At 57.9% G+C, this 18,431-nt stretch carries 8 protein-coding genes; 1 reads left to right on the top strand and 7 read right to left on the bottom strand.

Going from position 1 to position 18,431, the window contains the following annotated elements:
• Positions 1-7 precede the first annotated feature (7 nt).
• From BMX00_RS07375 to BMX00_RS07350, 6 genes are all read right to left on the bottom strand, one after another.
• Entirely contained in the window at positions 8-607 is a 600-nt protein-coding gene (locus tag BMX00_RS07375) for an anthranilate synthase component II (RefSeq protein ID WP_090828372.1), read from the bottom strand.
• 345 nt (positions 608-952) lie between these two features.
• Positions 953-1,594 carry a DNA repair protein gene (locus BMX00_RS07370; protein ID WP_090828371.1) on the bottom strand — a complete coding sequence of 214 codons (642 nt, stop codon included), beginning with the start codon at positions 1,592-1,594 and terminating at the stop codon, positions 953-955.
• 71 nt (positions 1,595-1,665) lie between these two features.
• Positions 1,666-3,366 (bottom strand): putative porin, encoded by a 1,701-nt coding sequence (locus BMX00_RS07365; RefSeq protein ID WP_245727907.1) that lies wholly within the window; start codon positions 3,364-3,366, stop codon positions 1,666-1,668.
• A gap of 31 nt (positions 3,367-3,397) precedes the next feature.
• The gene (locus BMX00_RS07360) at positions 3,398-4,063 is read right to left on the bottom strand and encodes a TonB C-terminal domain-containing protein (RefSeq protein WP_245727905.1); all 666 of its coding nucleotides are present in this window, start codon (positions 4,061-4,063) and stop codon (positions 3,398-3,400) included.
• 15 nt (positions 4,064-4,078) lie between these two features.
• Positions 4,079-4,483: an ExbD/TolR family protein gene (locus tag BMX00_RS07355; RefSeq protein ID WP_090828368.1), complete on the bottom strand. Its 405-nt coding sequence runs from the start codon at positions 4,481-4,483 to the stop codon at positions 4,079-4,081.
• Positions 4,484-4,494: 11 nt separating this feature from the next.
• Positions 4,495-6,147, bottom strand: coding sequence for a DUF2341 domain-containing protein (locus BMX00_RS07350; RefSeq protein ID WP_090828463.1), 1,653 nt, complete (start codon positions 6,145-6,147; stop codon positions 4,495-4,497).
• Positions 6,148-6,488: 341 nt separating this feature from the next.
• Here BMX00_RS07350 and BMX00_RS07345 point away from each other — a divergent pair, with 341 nt between their 5' ends.
• Positions 6,489-7,808, top strand: coding sequence for a glycerophosphodiester phosphodiesterase family protein (locus tag BMX00_RS07345; protein ID WP_090828367.1), 1,320 nt, complete (start codon positions 6,489-6,491; stop codon positions 7,806-7,808).
• A gap of 264 nt (positions 7,809-8,072) precedes the next feature.
• On the opposite strand, the gene BMX00_RS07340 is transcribed toward BMX00_RS07345, so the two are convergent.
• A complete protein-coding gene (locus BMX00_RS07340; RefSeq protein WP_090828366.1) occupies positions 8,073-18,278 on the bottom strand; it encodes a filamentous haemagglutinin family protein in 10,206 nt (3,401 codons plus the stop codon).
• Positions 18,279-18,431 lie beyond the last annotated feature (153 nt).

Below are 18,431 nucleotides of genomic sequence, written 5' to 3'. Positions count from 1 at the left end.
ATCTCACTCACATGGCACTTGGCACCGCTTTTCCCGCCGCTGTATGTTGATCCAGGAAATTTGCCAGCAACCTGTGCCCGTGCTCGGTCAGGATAGATTCAGGGTGAAACTGCAGACCTTCGATTGCCAGAGTTTTATGGCGGATACCCATGATTTCCCCATCTTCCGTCCACGCGGTGACCTCCAGGCAATCGGGAAGGCCCTCGCGCTCGATCACAAGCGAATGATAGCGCGTTGCATGGAAAGGATTTGGCAGACCGTGAAACAAGCCCAAGTCGTTGTGGAAAATAGGAGAAGTCTTGCCATGCATGACCTGCCGTGCATGAACGATTGTGCCGCCAAAAGCCTGCCCTATGCTTTGGTGGCCGAGGCATACGCCCAATATGGGAATCCGGCTATGGTAGCGTTCGATCAGCGGTATCGATATTCCCGCTTTGCTGGGTGTGCACGGTCCGGGCGAGATTACGATTCGCGCAGGCTTCAGCTGCTCGATTTCGTCGAGCTTGATTTCGTCATTGCGAAATACCGTTACTTCTTCACCCAGCTCGCCAAAATATTGCACCAGGTTGTAAGTGAAGGAATCGTAATTATCGATCATCAACAGCATACTGGGACTTATCCGAAATACGTGAGGATTCACCTTGCAGAGAAGGCGGTAGAGAACCCGATATTATTGCTTACCAGCTTTGGAGGAGCAAGAAATAAAATAATGAATGATGTGCGATAAGATCAGTCTGTGCGCCTCGGCAGCCGCGAGTACACAGCAAATAGGAGGAAGAGATTGGTTTTCGGCTTAAGACATCTTGGATAGCAATGATATCCGTTCCAGTGATATCGGTTCCTTAATAGCAGATTGCAGGTCAGTTGTGACTGGCGCGGTTTAAATCAGTCACGGTATCATTTTCACATCCTTGGAAACTTGGGCGGGATTGGATAGAGATTTTGTTCGGATTCATTGGGATTTATTTTCCAGACGCTGGCCTTCAAGCTTGTCACGGTAGCTTTCCAGCAGATTTTCCATTTCAACACTTTTCATACGTGTGAAGGGCTCTGCTTCCAGAATGGCGTTCAGCGCCCCCTTGGCAGAATACCAATCGACCAGTTCTCGGCCTATTTTATAAAGCTCGCCATTATGGGTTTCACAAAGTTTCCTTTGCTCATTCTGCTTCGCAAGCGACACGGTAATATTTCGCAGATCCTGTTCCAATTGGTTGCGTTGGCCGGATATCTCCTCGTTCCGTTTGCCCGCTTGGTCGAGCCGCGCGTGCAATTCGGCTTTTTCATGGTTGGCCAGTTCCACGTCCTTCTCCAGCCGGGAAATCCTGAATGCCGCGCTGGCCGCCGCGCTCGCCGCCGCGCGTTTTTGAGATTCCGTTTCGCTATGGGTTTTCTTTAGTGTTTCTTCAAGCACCGTTTTTTCTTGCTCCACAGCCGCTTTCTGCTGTTGGGCTTCACTCAACTGTTGCTGTATGCGGCGCAACGCCTGCTTCTCTTTCTTCGTATCCTTTGAATCCTTGGCGGCAGCTATTGCGGGCTGCAACGAGCCCAAGAGGAAGATGATGGCTACACCTTGACATAGTATCTGCCGAATCATCTTCTTGCTCCTGCTCGTATACGATTTGACTTTGCTAACAGAAAATTTGGGCGACTGGTACGGGGAAAAAATTAAAACCTGGCGTTAAGATCCAGGTTCACCGAATCGATAGCCAAGGGCAAGCCGCTGATTGAACTGTAAGAGTTATAGCGCAGTCCCAGCCAGGTGTTATGGGCCACCCCATACAGGGCATGGAGCGTATAGCCCTTATGGTTGGTTCCACCCATGAGATAATTCGAGTCAGTGAAGGCATCAAGCATCGAGTCTCGTCCGGAGTAGCGGTAAAAAGCGAAAACCTGCCACTGGTGCCGTTCCGAAATCACGGGATAGCCCACGGTAAGGCGGACTTGGTAGGCGTCGATCTGTGGTTTGATGTCTTGCCCGGTTCGCGCAAGAATTTTATTCTGGTCGTATCCTACGTTGCGCACATAGTCCAGGGTGCCTATAACATGGATGGGCCTGAATTTCGAGTAGTCCGCCACCATGGTCACGTTGGCGAGCTTGTAATCGGCCGCCAGCGCCCAAAGATTGGTGGTGGGATCGCCATCGTTATCGATATTGAAAAGACTATTGCCTTTCTGCCGGAACAGGGTGGCGGTCTGATTGAACAAGGTGTCGCCGAAGTTCGGGTTGCGGACGCCGTGAATATTACGGAAGTCATAATAGGCAGCTGCCATCCTGACTTTGGTATCGGTTTCCTCCGGCGACCACTCCACCCCGGCCTGAACCCCGTAAAACCATTTATCCTTGGCCTTGACCGTCTCGCTCTGATTGATTTTCTGCAGAGGAAATATCCCAGCGTTAATGAATGGTTTGACGGTCCTGTTTTCCATCTGCCAAGGATGAAGATTGACAGCCAGGCCTTCGAAATTCAAGTCGGCATCCCATAACAGATCAGTATGTTGCACCCCCGCCGTGGGTATGGTGTGTCCTGGTCTGAGAATACCCGTGTATATATTCCCCACAGTTCCGATGAAGAAGGGATTGGGGAAACGGCCGCCACTGACGGTGAGCCAGTTCCATGGGGTAAGCCGGAGATAAACCTGATCCAGCACAAAGCTGAATTTACTATCGAAGGTTCCCAGTGTCTGGAGCGTGGATACCGGGGACCCAATGGATATCGGGGGGGGGCCTAGCAAACGCCCGGTTATTAACGGATCATTGACATTGCCTGTGGTCAAGCGCAGCCCCAGATCCACCCCTTGAGTAACGTTGGCATTGATGCCGAGACGCATGCGAACCCGTTCCCGGTGAAAACTATCGTCGGTGGTGTTGTCGATTTGCTGGCCGATGGCCTGAAAATTGGCGGCAGGAGCATTGCCCTTGGGGTAGAAGTCGGCCTGTTCCCTTAGCCGTATATCCCCTTCCAGCTTGAAGCGGCTTGTCCATTCGGGGGCAACGCTTACCTCTTTCCAGCCATCCTGTTTGGCCTGGCCGATCACTTCCTCGCGCAGTTGATCGCGAATTTCTCTTTTGATGTGCTCGGGGACGTAAGTTACCCGTACTTCGCCTTTCTTAGGCGGGCTGGCCACAGGCTCGACGGTTTTTTCCGGGGCTGGCTGTAGTTGCTGCGCGGCCTTTGCTTTTTGCTCCGCTTTTCGTATCATTTCGTCAGCCATTTCTTGCTTGATGACGCCTTGCTCAACCAGAAGATGGATCAGGTTCAACGTCGTCTCATACAGGATTTCAACCTTTTCGCGCTCATCGGTTTTTGCCTGAGCATTGCCCGCACATGCCAGTGCTATGGCTGCGGCTGCTAGCGTCAAATGCATATTCATTCCGTTACGCTTCTTCTCTAGACCATCAAGCACGTGAGGTCACGCGTATTTTTATTGGTTGCGGCATGTCGGCGGGGGGGGCATCACGCAGGGCCCGCAGATTCTGAAGCACGTCTTTGAGTAATTCATCAACCTTTAGGTCGCCGGTCTTGTCAACCAGCGCAGTTCGCGTAACCTTTCCTGTGGCATCGATCCACATTTTGACCACCACCTTGTAAGTCTTGTCTTTAAGCGCCTTCTCGCGCGCCAGAGCTTCCTGAAAGGCGGAATTCACCGCGTCATTCACTATTGCGTCATACCAGGCCCAGGGATTTCCCTTGGCCCCGCCGCCTATCAGATCGGCCCCGCCTTTTTTTCCCACGAGCCCGAACGCGTCGCCGCTTCCCGTGCCTTCAGCATCGATACCCAGATCCGGCCCTGGCGGCGGCTCATCAGCCTGATCCATCGGCTCTGGCGCAGGCTCGGGCAGCTTTACCTCTTCCTTTACCACCGGTTCCGGCGGTTTCTGCTCCGGTGGTGGAGGAGGTGGCGGTGGCGGAGGTTTGAGCAAGGTGATCTGCTGCAACGAAGTTTTTGGTGGCGGCTTATCGCTTCCAAGAAAATCTTTCAGCCACAATCCCAGCGCGACGGCCGCACCCAAAACAAGTACAACAATCCCCCAGCGCATCCAACCTGGTTTATCACTTTCCACCGATGTTCCCAGGCATCACTTCACCAGGCGTTGGGTTACCAGGCCTAACTGGGTTATATCGAGTTGCCCAAGTAATTCGAGCACGTCCATGACCTTGCCGTATTGCACGACCGTATCTCCCTTGACGACGACCGGCAGTTCAGGATTGGCCGCCTTCAGCTGCCCCAGACGGGTTCGTAATTCATCCAGCGTCACCGGATAGGCGTCCAGAAAGATCTGGCCGTTTTCATTAATCGTGATTGCCTTGGTCGTGGGTTTGGCCAGACTGGGTGAATTGCTGGCCTTGGGGAGGTTGACCTTTATACCTTGTACCGATGCTGTGGTCATAATTATGAAAATGACCAGGAGCACATAGGCGAGATCCAGCATCGGCACCACGTTGATTTCGTCGTAAAGCTCGTTTTCTTCCTGAACTTTCATTTCATTCCCTGTCAGCGGCTGTAATTTTCGGCGAGCTTGGTAACAAACTCATCGACGAAAATATGCATTCTAGATACGATGGTCTTGATGCGGGAAGCAAGATAGTTGTATCCGAAGAGGGATGGGATCGCTACCCCCATTCCCGCAACCGTCGCTGCCAAGGCGGCCGCGATGCCGGGCGCGATCGCATTGACGTTGACGTCACCGGCCGCGGCGATTGCGGCAAACGTGATCATTACCCCCATCACCGTGCCCAGCAGCCCGATGAATGGCCCGCCCGAGATGGCGATGGTGAGCAGCACCATGAACTTGTTCATGCGCTGAATTTCTTCCACCAGCCCGGCATCCAGGCTGGCGCGGATTGCGTCCAGCGATTGCGGCGATAGGGACTTCGTGATATGCGTCGACTCGGTGTCTTGGAAGCGATGCGCCAACTCGACCGCGCCAATGTGATAGATGCGGTACAACGAGGAATGCTCGAACTCTTTTCCCAGTCCCTTTGCCTCGATCATCGCCAGATCGGTCGACAATTCGCGGAACTTGTCCATAAAACGGTTGTTGGATTTATCCACTCGATTGATATAAGCGGCTTTGGTGGACATCACCCAAATTGCTATCACCAACATGATCGACAGCAAGCCAATCGCGACCCAGCCGTCTACCGTCAACGACCGAAGAATAATGCCCATATGCGAAGCTTCCGCCTCGCCCTCGACTGTTTCCTCTTCGCCTAGTGTAACCAGCCTGCCATCCGGCCCCTGCGCAGCCTGTGCGGCTAACCAGTCTGCGCTGCGCACCAGGCCCGAGACCTGCACCTCGTCCATTTCACCCTTGAAGCCGAGGCCCAATGCCGCGCTGCCGGTTGGCAATACGGCGCCGGGTGCTTCACCTGTCGGTTTGCCATTTATGTATATGCGCAGCGCATCGGAAACCGTGAACCCCAGGTGTTGCCATTGGCTTGCTGTAAGCGATACCCCAGAAACCACGCTCGCCCCGCCCGATTTCACCTTGAGTTTCCCCGCTTCAAGCGACGCGGTCATGCCGTCCGACTGGAACAAGACGCCATCCAGCGATGCAGGCTTGATCCAGACAGCGAAGCTGTATCCACCGCGCGCTTCCACGGCAGGGAGCATCACGCTTTGGGCACCGTTGAATCCCGCGCCCCCATTGGCGAATGAAGCGGGGATACGTTGGGCGGAGGACTGGGCATGCAGGCCGTTTGGTCCGCTGTCCTGTGGATGTCCTTCCGGCTCTGCAAAGTGATATACGGCACTGCTGGCATCGTATGTGCCCCGGGGGTCAGCCGCAGACGTGGCACTTTCATTGCCGTAATAAAGAAACACTTCCGTCTGAGGCGAGAGTTTGGGCACCTTCAGCCAGACCAGCGCAAGCTGATTCGCGCTGTCCCACTTCTCGATATGGAATTTGAGTTGGGTCTTGTCGTCTCCCCACACCAGACGCAGGTCGCTGCCATCGTCATTCGCGGAAAGAAAATCGAAGTTACCGGAATGCAAACGGATCAGCACTGGCGCATCCGCGACTTCGCCTGATGGACTGGTCAGCGTGGCCTTCTTGCGGTTCGTCCATTCATCGTTCCACCAGGCATGGCTGGAAAGGGAAAATGTGCACAGTACAGAAGCAAGCAGAAGTACAAGGACACGCATGGATATGTCAACCATCAACCTGAAAAATTACCCCCGGAATTATCCGCGCGCCAGATTACAGCCCTGAGTGAGAACCATGATCCGAATGGATCATTACTTAACGAAAGGGATCAACGAAGAGGTAGCGCCGCCTTGTGCCGACGGTGGCAGGGGTCTGACGGCTGGTGGGGGCTGGGCGACTATATTTGAGACTAAACAGCTGGCTTTTTATTTATTCTCTGGGTGATCTGTTTGGATTAACAACATCCTCGTTAAAATGAAAAAGAGTGGAGGTAACGTCAGACTTACATCGACCGTGGATGTAATGTGAAACATTCTTTTACTCACTGGGGAGGTCCGGCATGTTACCGCGAAATTCTATTTTAACCACTTTAGTAACCTTCGTTCTCATGGTTGTCCTCTGCGCGTTTACGAGCACGTCGTTCGCAAACCAACATCACGACGATGGGGAAGCCGATCGCCACCATGATGAATCGGGAGCCGGCGCTGTCCAGCTCGGGCCGCGTCCATTTTTTCTCATCAATGACATGGAGCCCAGCGCTCTGAAGAGCAGGCTCAAGCATTGCGAGAGCGGCCCATTCCGCAAATCGGCTTTTTCCATTGGTCACCGTGGGGCTGGCCTTCAGTTTCCCGAACATACCAAGGAATCCTACGAGGCCGCCGCGCGTATGGGAGCCGGCATCGTGGAATGCGACGTGACGTTTACCAGGGACAAGGAACTCGTTTGCCGCCATTCGCAGTGCGATCTGCACACGACCACCAATATCCTCGATACGCCATTGGCTGGGAAATGCAGCAAACCCTTTACCCCCGCTCAGTTCGATGCCGCGGGAAAACTCGTTCAGGAGGCTACGGCACTGTGTTGTACAAGCGACTTGACAGTGGATGAATTTAAAAGTCTGAGAGGCAAAATGGATGGTTTTAATCCGGCCGCAACGAGCGCCAAGGACTATTTACACGGCACCCCGAGCTGGCGCACAGACCTGTATTCCGGCCCCACCAGCGGCACCCTGCTTACCCATAAAGAGAGTATCCAGCTATTCAAGAGGCTCGGCGTAAAAATGACACCCGAGCTCAAAAGCGCCAGCGTAAAAATGCCATATGACAGCGATGGCGACGGCGTTGGCGACTATACGCAGCAAGCTTACGCCCAGCAGATGATTGATGAATACAAGGCTGAGAGCGTCAAACCCCAGAACGTCTACGCCCAGTCCTTCGATATTGGCGACATCCGTTACTGGATCGCCAAAGAACCTCACTTCGGGAAACAGGCAGTGTTCCTTGACGATGCAAATACGGTTGCTGAGTTGCCCACTGCCGCGCAACTGGCCGCCTATAAAGCCGAGGGAATCAATATCGTTGCGCCCCCGATATTCGCGCTGCTGGACGTCGATGGCAGCGGCAATATCGTGGCTTCCCGGTATGCCAGGCAAGCCAAATCGGCCGGTCTCGATATCATCACCTGGACGCTTGAGCGGTCCGGCATACTGGCTGATGGTGACAATGGATTTTATTATCAGACCATCGATTCCGCAATCAAGCGCGAAGGCGACATGATGAAGGTTCTCGACGTTTTAAACCGGGATGTCGGCATCCTCGGCATATTCAGCGACTGGCCCGCCACAGTGAGTTACTACGCCAGCTGCATGAATCTTAAATAATCTCCCCATTTAATGCTGGTTAGCTACTCCGAAGCGTCTATGATCTATCGAATATGAAGTCCAGAAATATCGAAACTTATCAGAAGAACAGAAGAAAGAAAGCAATGTGCAAGGGCGGACCGCCACACCATCAGTGGTCCGCCGCCGGCACGGCCATACTCCACCAAGTCGCACTATTCCGCTAATGGTTCTGGCAGTATGGCCGGCTTCCAAAAAATTCGAGGCCGAATTTCAGGCTGAAATCCAGCCTGGGGAACAACAATTTTATTCGCCGTGGCCGATCACTTCAGCCGAAATAAATGTCGGCTTAAGTTTCCTCATCTGATCCGCTGCCTGCGCCGCATCCGAAAGATTCTGGGATAAGGCGGCCGTTGCTTTGGCTACATCGTCCCCTTGCGACGTGGCGCCCGAGGTGGTAGCGCTGACCGCGCTTGCGTCCGCGACAGGAGTACCGGTGGAGGTACCTGCCACGGCGATATTATCCGCCCCCAGCACAACCTGGGCGGCAATGTTCAGATTGCCAGCGCGGATACCGGCATCGCCCGCGTTCACCGTGCCCTTGGGGGCGATCAGATCGATGTCGCCTGCGATTGTGGCGCCCGTGGAAAGCGCACCAATCCCGCTGCCTGAGGCAGCCCCTTGCAATTCCTGCGTTACCTTGCCGCTCGCGTCCACCTTGATGAGCGGAGGCGGCACCGCGGTTGCGCTCTTTTTGCCCTTGCCGGCATCGATATCGCCTTCGCTCGACCACAACAGGACATTACCGCCGCCAACGGTCAGAATGCGCGACTGATTGACCAGGATATTGCCGCGCGAAAATCCGCGAATGTTGCCATCCGCTACCGTCAGCATGCCCAGGACGTCATTGCCGGTATTCACCAGCACCGCCGGCGTATTACTGAGGCCAACTATCAAGTCTCCGCCCGGCACCATGAATTCTATATTGCCCCCGCGCTCCGTCTTGATGCGACTGGCAAAGAGGTTGATTTCCCCTTGATAGTTCTTGAAGCTGCCATCCGCGTTTTTCTCACGCAACCCCGGGAACAGCAACTCCAGCGCCGCATAGCCGCGCTCGTAATTTCGGGCATAGGGGCTGTCGCGGTTGTTGAAGTCGCGTCCGGTGACGAGCAAAGCCGTATAGACCATTTCGCGCACCATGATGCGCTGGGTATCCGCGTCCAGCGCGCGCACCGCCTGGACTGCCTCGAGTGCATCGGAACCCTTCAGGGTATTGTTGCCCGTCAGCCAGCGGGCCTGCCACAGAAGCGCATCATTTGCTGTGCTGCCCGCGGCGGACAGTTCGGCGATCAGCCGGTCAATGGCGCCGGTATAATCGATTCCCTGCGCGCCTACACCCGCCGCGACATGGATATCGACCCCGCCCTTGGGCAGTTGCGCATTGTCGAGGTCGCCGCGGCTGACGATGCCCGCCGACGTCCCCAGGTCGATATTGCGCCCTGCCGTCACTTCCAGTCGCCCTAGGCCCCCTATCCAGATTTTGGCGTTGTTGGTACGGTCGTTTCCGGAAGTGAAGGCGACATCCCTGCCTGCCACTACCCGGCTGACATCCCCGGCATTCACATGCTGCGCCACGATGCCCAGGTCGCGCACGTCCTGCCCGGCACGAATCTGAACTGCCTTTGACAGATCCAGGGTAAGCGTATTGAAGTCGCCCTGAACATCGCCGGCGACAGCATATATACGCGCGGGTTGGGTATCACCGGTATGGACGGGCACGGCGGCGTGGATGAGGTTGATGTCAGCCGGATTCACAGCCGGATTTGGAAACAGATTGAAGCCCGTATCCGGCCTGACCGCACTCGGGATCAGCGCTGGATCGCGATCGCTCATGGCCACGAGGTTGGCGATGCTGACCGAATTTGATGCCAGCAGGGCCAGATCGGCACGCGCTGCGGGGCTTAATGTTATATTTTCACTGCCCTGGATGGATGTATTGCCGTGAAACGCCGTGGCCGACAGGCTGGGGGGCAGAATTGAAAGCAGGGCGGCGCTGTATTTGGCAGGACTGATATTGAAGTTGAGCGGAGACCCATAGGCATTCGATAGCGGGAGTCCCCCCACACCCGTGTGTAGCGTTACATCGCCGTCCAGGCTCTGTACTTGCACGCCGCTATTCGGGCCATAAGTTGAAAACAGGCTCCAGCGAGGGTCCCTGACCCCGCTGCTACCAATATTGAATGCCGTGCCTGTGCCGGATGACTGCACCACCAGGTGTGGATTCAATATCGCCTGAATATTGAGATCCTCTTGCGTCTGAACCCGCGCCTGCGCATCGCCCAGCGCCAGGATGGTATAGAGCGCGCTGCCCTTCACATTCTGCCCGCTGTCGACTTTGCCGCCCACCTTCAGCACCAGGTCGCCACGATCGGCATAATATTGCCCGCCCAGCAAATCACCCCCGGTTTCAACCCGCACATCCCCGCCGCCGGTTGTAACCAGTTTGGTCACATCCGGCGCGGTGGCGGCCATGCGTGCCTGAGTCGGTGTGCTCGCGGAGACGTTTTTGACATTGCCCCCGGCGATCAGCGTAACGTCGCCTCCGCCCAGCGCGCCGATGCCTTGCTGGAACTGATCGAAGCGCACCCACCAGGCAGGCTGGAGAGTGTATGCCCCCGTAGACTGATTCAACTGCCCCTGGCGGAATAGCCAGTTGGAATAGAGTTGCGCCGAGGGCGCGCCGCTGATATCTCCCTGTGCCGACAGGCTGACGTTGCCGCCGCCCTGGCTGAACTGGGCATTGGCGGGAACAACAAAACCGTTGGCTACGTCGGCAATGCGTCCCGCGGTGTAGATGGCGGACTTATTATCGGCAAGTTTAATGTTGTGCCCGGAGGCGATGTGGATGTCCCCCGTGCCTGTACGTACCAATTTTCCGGCCGCCAGCGTTACGTCGCCGCTGCCCGCCTTGACCGTCAGCGGGTCAACCGCGCCGGTATCGGCCCCGGCAACGAGCCGATAACCCCATGAATCTCCTGCCAGCAACGTCGCTGGCGTGGTGCCACTGCTGAATGCCGTCGCGGCATTGAATCCATCGGACAGGTTGCTATTGAGATTGAGATTGCCAGCCGCGCGCAAGGTCAGCATGCCCGGTTCGCCGCCTGTGCGGCTGGTACCGAGATTCCAGTCCTGGCTGAGTGCAAGATCGCCCGCTGAGCGCACTTCCACCCCGGCCCGCACATGAAAGGCGGTATCGCCGGCCTTGCCCAGGCGCGCGGCAATCGCGCCTGCGCTGGACGCGAAGCTCGCATTGTCGGAATTGACCGTAGCCAGACTCAACGTCGCGCCGCTGCTTGCGCCGGTGCCGGTAAGCGTGGTGATGTTGTTGTATACCTTGACCGCTTCCACCACGATGGATCTGGCTCCGTCGATGCTGCTGGCGACGCTGCCCACGGCCGCGTCATTTCCCGCGCCACTGCCGGTACGGGGCGCGCGCAACAGCACGCTTCCGCCCTGCCCAGCCTGGCCGCCGCTGCCGCCCCCGTGCACATCCAGCGTGCCGCCGTCGGCCAGGCTCAGCCTACCTTCCGTGGTACCGATTTCCACCTCGCCACCATTTTGACCGTCGCCTGTTGCGTAGGCGTCGAGCTTCGCGCTCGACTGCACAGCCACATCGTTCCTGGCGTAAAGATTGATATTGCCTCCATCTTTACCCGAGGCGTCGATATGGGCGGCCACATCGAGTTTGCCGCCATCCGCCGCAATGCGTACTTCTCTGGCCTTAACCGTATCGGCAGCGGCCAGGCTGACATCGCCCGTGCGCACGCGCAGCGTTCTTGCGCCATCGAACACTCCCTGGTTGAGTATCGTGTTCAGTGTGGAAAAGTCATTCAGAGAGGCAACATCCAGTTGGAAACGGCCGCCTTCGCCCCTCGCGCCATCGGCGCCCAGTGCGGCCGAGCCCTGCAGGTTTGCGGAATTCACGGTGGCCGTGCCATTGGGCGCGCGTATGATCACGCTGCCTGCGTTGCCGCCCGCGGCCGCCGATACATCTATCCGCCCTCCTGTTTGAACGAGCACGTTCCCGTTATCGCTCGCCAGTTCGACGGTGCCGCCCGGCGATGGGCGAACCACGTCGAAGAAAGCCACCGGCTTTCCCGCCACATTCAATTCCGCATTTGTCCCCAGCTCGAGATTACCCGTAGTCGCCACAAGTTTAAGCGCGCCCGAAGGCAGATCAGCCTGGGTATCAAAGGTTACCCTCGTGCCCGACAGCGTCCACTTCGCTCCCAGCGTATCGACAGCAGCAAGGGTACGATCCGCCACAACCTTGGCAGCATTCAATTGACCGGTTGCGGCCAGGGTCTGGTTAGACCCTGGCTCGGCGCTGACCCGTGCAATATTCAAATTGATTTTCCCGGCCGTGTCGGTGCTGCCGGCGCCGCGCCCGACCAGTTCATTCGCTGTGGCGTCGATTTGGGAGAACCCCTGGATGGCTTTGGAGCCTTCACCCAGCACCAGCCTGTCCGCCTGGATTGCCAGGGCGCCGTTGCCCGGTGTGCCGCCCGAAGTGAATGTCGCCGCCGCAGGGTTCGAAATCGATATGCTGGCTGCGCGCAGATGCGCGGTTTTATCGCTATTGTTCAGACCCGCCAGCCCCGCGCCCAACAGATTTAAAGCCTGCAGCGTCGGCTTGCCGTCGGCATTTATCCCGCCGACGCCGACATCGCCATAGAGGTCAAAAGTGGAATAACTTGTCAGGGTCAGCGAATTCAGGCTGTTCAGCCTATCGAGCTCGCTCTGGTTCAGGACCAGGCCTTCGGAGCCTGTGGGTGCGTTGCCCAAATTCACGCGTGTAGCGCCGACGGATAAATTTCCAGCGACCGGATTCCCCTTGTCATCAGCGAAAATAGTCGTGCCCGCAAACGTATTCTGCAGGGTGGCATCCAGCGTAATCGAATTCGACGCGCGGATCGTGCTGCCGGCTTCGCCGGTCAGTATGCCCAGCGTGCGATCCGGACTGTCCGTGCGCGAAAATGCGGCATACGTCGAGGCAGCCCGTACCAGCGCGCCATTGCCGGCCGTGCGATAGCTTCCTGCTCCGCCCACGTTATCCATGCTGCCTTGTGCATCGATGGCACTACCGGATTTTAGCGTGAGGGTGTTCCTTGCCGCCAGGATGATTTCCTGACTCTTCAGGGGATGGGAGATGTCATTGGCCAAGGTCACTTCATCCGCCCCGACCGTGAGAATGGTCGCATCGCTACGGGTGCTGCCGGGGGTGCGCGTGCCACCCAGGAACAGGCTGGCCGCACCCATAGCGTCGAGTGTAGTGGCATCGATACGCGTGGCCAACGGATCGACTCCGGATGGCGAGCCGTCGGTAATGGCAATTTTAAGCGCACTGATGTCCACCGCTGCACCCCGGCCGCCTTCGGCTGCACTCAGCTGGAAAATGGCATCCAGCTTCAGCCCGCCGGTGGTGGCAATCGAGAGCAGGCCCGCATCCTGCGGACGGCTTTGGCTTATGGTAAAAAAGTCCGAGGCGCGGCTAAGATTGATTTCCGAACGCTGCAAAACCTGCTCGCGGGTCAACACTTCAAACCCGCTCCACAGCGCGTCGCGCGGGCCGCCCGATGCCGCGCGGCTATCCGTGATGTAGCCCGGTACGACCTGGATGCCGTCCTGCCTGCTGTAAGCCTGACCCGGCAGCAGGTTCTGCACATGCGCATTGAGTCTCACGGCATAGGCGCCTGGCAGCAGGGCATAATGCGCGGGCAGCAACGTATACACACCCGCAGAGAGTCCCGGGATGCCGGAGAGATAGACGGCATCCCCCGCTGCGCGGTCGAAGCCGGCGTTCTCCTGTCTGTCTCCCGGCGCAAATCCGTTAGCATAGCCGGGCAAGATCGCATAGGTGCCGGGGTCATCCAGGATATCGCGCGCTCCGCCGGGTCCCACGCTGAACTCGTAGGCTTGCAAATCTCCTCCGCCGGCGAGCCGGACCGCTGCGCCCGCCTGCATGTCGACGTTGGCTGCCTGGATGATGCGGATGGATTTTTCAGGCAACGCAAGTTGCGGGATCTCGAACGAGTCGGGCCTGTATATCCAGCTCCGGCCATTCACTGTTATGCCAAACGGAATCAGGCTGCCAGGCGCCCCGGCAATCGAAGTCAGGCTGCCGCTTTTGAACGTGAGCGTATCCGAAACAATGAAATTCAGTTGGCCGAACGGCGCCCACAGATTGCCGGCCTGAACGACGTTCGCAGCGGTTACCGCAAGGCTGCCGAGTGCGGACAGCGGCTGGGACTGCTGCATGGTGTCGCTACTGAACGCAACCGTCCGTCCCGGCGCGTTAATGCTGATCTGGCTATAGGTTGTCGGGGCTATCACTGCGCCGCGAAAAAAAAGGTCGGCTGCGCTCGAAAAGGCGCCTGCCGGGCGTGCGGAGCTCCCGCTGCTAACCCCCGCCAGGCGAACTTCCTCGGCTCCGTTCAGTTCGGCGCGCGCCATGCCGGTCAAGGTCAGGTTGCCGGCTAGTTCCAGCAGTTGTGCGTCCGCCTTGAGTGCGCCGCTACCTGTAACCGGGGTATTGACGGCATCCACACGGTTTACGTCATAATTGCCCAGCCGCAGCGTTTCGGCCTTCAGCGCGGCGTCGCCCCCGGCTGTTTCGATACGCGGCGCGTCGAGCGCCACTTCTTTCAATGCCAACGCGCGGTTGGCGCCCAGATTCAAGCCGTTTTCCAGCCGGATCGCATCGCGGCTTTTGAGCGTGATGCGATCGAAACCCGCTCCCTTGAGCGCCGCGGCGCCCAGCCGAGCCTTCCCGTTCAGCCCGGCAGGAAGGGCCGCGCCCGGGGTCAGGCCGCTCGTCTGCGGCGTCACCGTTTGTGCCAGGCTCAATATGCGCTCGCCAGTGGGAAAGCCTTTCTCTGGAATATCCAGGAATCCAAAAACCAGACTGAATGTTCCACCACGATTTAATGTGCTCCCTCCCTGGGCAGCCATTCCGCCATCTAGCAATACGCCCTCGCGCGCCTTGATGCTGAGAGAACCCGCGTCGCTGCCGACCCATTGTCCCACGCCGCCGGCCTGGTTCAGGATATCCAGCCGCACCGGCGCCACGCCCGCCATCCGGATGCTCGAACCCGTTTCGGCCACGACATAGCCAAACTGCGCATTCAGCGTTATGTTACCGCCATTCAACACCGTGCCCTGGGTAAGGCGCTGCTTGTCGAGGTAGGTGAGCGCGACGCCCGATACATCGAGTACCGCCTGCTTGCCCAGCCACAGGGCGTTGGTGGGATTGAAGTCCCTCTCTTGGCTATGATTCAACGTAGCCGTGATATTACCGCCCGGCGCTGTGATGCGCCCTCTTATATCCAGCAGACGCCCGGCCTCGAGGGTGACGCTTGCCCTGGGATCGGCCTCGATATGCGCGCCCTTCTCGATCAGGAGATCGCCTGTCCCATCCGCGGAATTTCTGGCGGCAAGGCTCAGATTCACCGGTTGGCGCACTAAATCATCCAGTTTTACCTGGTGGGTGAAATTTTCTATCCTGCTTCCGCTTGGCCGCAAGGTATAGTCGGGCTGCAATTCCAGGCTGAGAACAGTGGGCTTGATCCGAACCCCCTCGGATAGTGCCAGGCGCTCAATCCCGGCAAGATTGATATTGGCGAAACCGGCCCGCTCGAAAAATCCAGTGTCCAGGTTGACCGTGCCGAGCGAGTTGTCAGGCACTCCGCCGATTTGAATCCGGTTGCTGGAAACAGTAAGCGTGCCGCCGCCGCCGATGCCATAGCCCCGCACATTCTGGTCGAGGCGTGAAACCGCGAGGCCCGCCAGGCTGATTTCGCCGCCGCTTCCGGCAATGACCCTTCCCTGACCATCGACCCTGAGCCGCCCCCCGCCGGTCACATCCAGCAGGGTATTGTGTCCGAGAGCAAGATTATCCTGCGCCGATAGCGCGATATTGCCGCCATGCACCAGCGCAACTTCGTCCGATCCCGCCGGCACTCCCCGCAATTCGTTTACCCAGGCCCCCCGGGCCGACAACGTAACCCCATTGGCCACGATCAAATTCAACGGCTCAGAGAGGGTATTGAAGTCGTTTCTGCTCGCGTTCAGCACGATCGAGCCGGAGGGCGCTTCGATATCGCCGTCGATCGTGATGCCCTGTGCCGTGATGTGCACGCTGCCGCCCTGCGGGGCACGCAAAGCCTCGCGCACGGCTGCCGCCTGATTGCTGAAAATTTCCAGATTGGCGACTTTATCCTTGCCGAGCAGCCCGGGATTAAGGCTGACCGTCCTGACGAGATCGGGCGAGAGCGCATCGCCGAACTTGAACCCTGCGGGCAAGGCGGCGCTGCTGCTCAGCTCGACCACCTGGTTCATCTTATAGTCGATAGAAGGAAAACTTTTGGCGACCGGATCGACGCCCAGGGTAAAACGGGCGCCGGCAGGCACGATGCCGAGGTCGCGCTGCACCTCGCCAACGATGGTGCGGCCCTGGATATCGCCCTGCATCACTGTTGCGCGCAGCCCGGTTACCTCCAGAGCGCCGGCATTTTTGCCTTCGATATAGCCGGGGTCATAATTGAAGCTCCGCCCCAGGTCGATTACTTCTTTTATATTCCAGCGTCCGAAATCCTGCGTGTAGCGGGTGGCGATGCCATCATAGCGCACATCGGCCCGCGCATCGGCGATATCGGTCAATATTCCGCGGGACATGACCAGCGTGGTTGGCACATTGGCCGGGGTGTAGCTCAGGCTGCCGCCCGACAGGTCGATCACCGCGCCGGATTCAATTATGGCCTCCCCCAGGGAGCTTACCCGAACCGTGCCGCCCTCGGTCGACCGCTCGGCAACCCCGCGTTCCAGCCGCGCCTGGTAGGATAGAAGGCTGTCCCTGGCGATGAGGGTGGGATTGCCCGCGTTGGCATTGTTCAAGGCGCGGTTGATGTCGACAAACACCTTCTGGCTACGCAGCGGACCATCGCGGTTGGCCGGAGAATCTTTCAGCTCATCCCCCCGCAATTCGACTTCCACCCCGTTGCGCGCCGTGGAAACCGCCACGTTTTCCAGTCCGCTCACGCTTATGCGCGCTCCACCGGCGATGTGAACGCGGGCGGTATTGGAAATAGGCGCGTTTACTGCCTGGAACGGATCACTACCCGTGAAAAGGAGGCTGGGATCGTCCATGGCGAAGAAATTCACTTCCCCTGCCGGCGCATTGATGATCGCGCCGTTTTCCATCCGTATATCCTGTCCCAGCACTCTCACCTGAGATCGGAGCGCGAGACCCGTCCCCGTCAAACCATCCACCAAACCCGTGTTATCCGACACTTCCGGCAGCACTTCCGTCCGGCTGCCATCGGCGAGAACCACGCGGCCGCCGCGCGTGGAATTATCCTGCGCAAAGGCAGAATCCTTTGCCAGCAGATACACCGAGCCGTTGGCGATTACTGAGGTCGTTGCCCGGGCGATGCCCTGCTGATTGACCGCATACCCCACCATGGTGACATTGCCGCGGGGAGTGCTCAGTTCGCCCAGGTTGGTGACATGACCGAGTTTATCCAGCGCGCCATCTTTCAGCGCCACGGTCTGCCCATCGAGTTTACCGTCCTTGATGCCCGGGTTATCCGTTTGAAAATCGCTGAGGCCCGCGGGACTGTCTACTTCCACCAGCAGGCCGCGCACATTGGCGTCCACGGGCTGGTTCGAAGCGGAACGCAAAAATACCTTGGTTCCCGCCGCAGTGATCACCTGACCGTCGGGCGCCTGCACGCTGCCTTTATTAATCACCGTGGGTGCAATCAGCATCACGCGGCCCTGGCTGCCGGCCGTGATGCGCGCGCCCTCCAGCACCTTGATGAAGCCGCCCGAGCCTTCGAACTGCGGGCTCGTCTTCTGGGTGGTCAGGAACGCGTTGAGGATGAAGCTGTCCTTGATATCCAGGCTGCTGGCTGTGAAGCTGCCGAGGTTCACCTGCGATGATCCCGTGAAGGCGATGCCATTGGTATTGACCAGAATGACGTTCGCGTTCTGGCCTGCTGCCTGGGTGAGAATGCCGGCGATTACGCTGGGGTCGTTGTCCCAGATGCGGTTGAGCGTGATAAAATTGGCGCCCTGTACCAGGTTCTGCGCGGCAAGGCTATCCACCTGCTGAAACTGTACCGAATGACCAGGACTGACATTGAAACTTTCCCAGTTGAGAATGGCCTTGTCGCCCACCTGGTTGACCACGGCCTGATGGTCATGGATATGATAGTTGGCCTGGCCCGTCGTGACGAAATCCGGTATCGCTATACCGCAACTGCCCCCTGCGCAGGGTACCGGCAGTTCCGCCTGTGCCGACGTAGCCAGCAGTAATCCTGCCGACAGCAGGACTCTCCCGCTTGTTGCCCGCACCCGGCGTCCCCACTTGCCGCGGCTGCGTGCGGTTTCCGCGGCGGGAACCGTCATACCTGACGTTATGTTGAAAATCAGGCGATAGATATTCCGATTCATTCTGTGCTATTCCTTGAGAGCTGGTCTCAGGCTATTGGCGAACATCAAAAAATGCTGGCGCATTCCCGTTCCGCTCGCCTGTGACGTTTAATCTTTGTTTTTCAGCAGGTTGCATGTGTTGCATGTTTTGCGCGGTTTATCGCGGCCGATCCT

Source organism: Nitrosovibrio tenuis (assembly GCF_900109785.1).
GTDB lineage: Bacteria > Pseudomonadota > Gammaproteobacteria > Burkholderiales > Nitrosomonadaceae > Nitrosospira > Nitrosospira tenuis_A.
The sequence above is the reverse complement of the archived record's forward strand: the minus strand, read 5'-3'. Positions and strand labels throughout refer to the sequence as shown.

Bases quoted from the DNA above. Each gene is read 5' to 3' on its own strand.
- BMX00_RS07370 (WP_090828371.1), bottom strand. From the start codon at position 1,594: ATGATTCGGCAGATACTATGTCAAGGTGTAGCCATCATCTTCCTCTTG.
- BMX00_RS07355 (WP_090828368.1), bottom strand. From the start codon at position 4,483: ATGAAAGTTCAGGAAGAAAACGAGCTTTACGACGAAATCAACGTGGTG.
- BMX00_RS07375 (WP_090828372.1), bottom strand. From the start codon at position 607: ATGCTGTTGATGATCGATAATTACGATTCCTTCACTTACAACCTGGTG.
- BMX00_RS07365 (WP_245727907.1), bottom strand. From the start codon at position 3,366: ATGCATTTGACGCTAGCAGCCGCAGCCATAGCACTGGCATGTGCGGGC.
- BMX00_RS07345 (WP_090828367.1), top strand. From the start codon at position 6,489: ATGTTACCGCGAAATTCTATTTTAACCACTTTAGTAACCTTCGTTCTC.
- BMX00_RS07340 (WP_090828366.1), bottom strand. From the start codon at position 18,278: ATGAATCGGAATATCTATCGCCTGATTTTCAACATAACGTCAGGTATG.
- BMX00_RS07350 (WP_090828463.1), bottom strand. From the start codon at position 6,147: ATGCGTGTCCTTGTACTTCTGCTTGCTTCTGTACTGTGCACATTTTCC.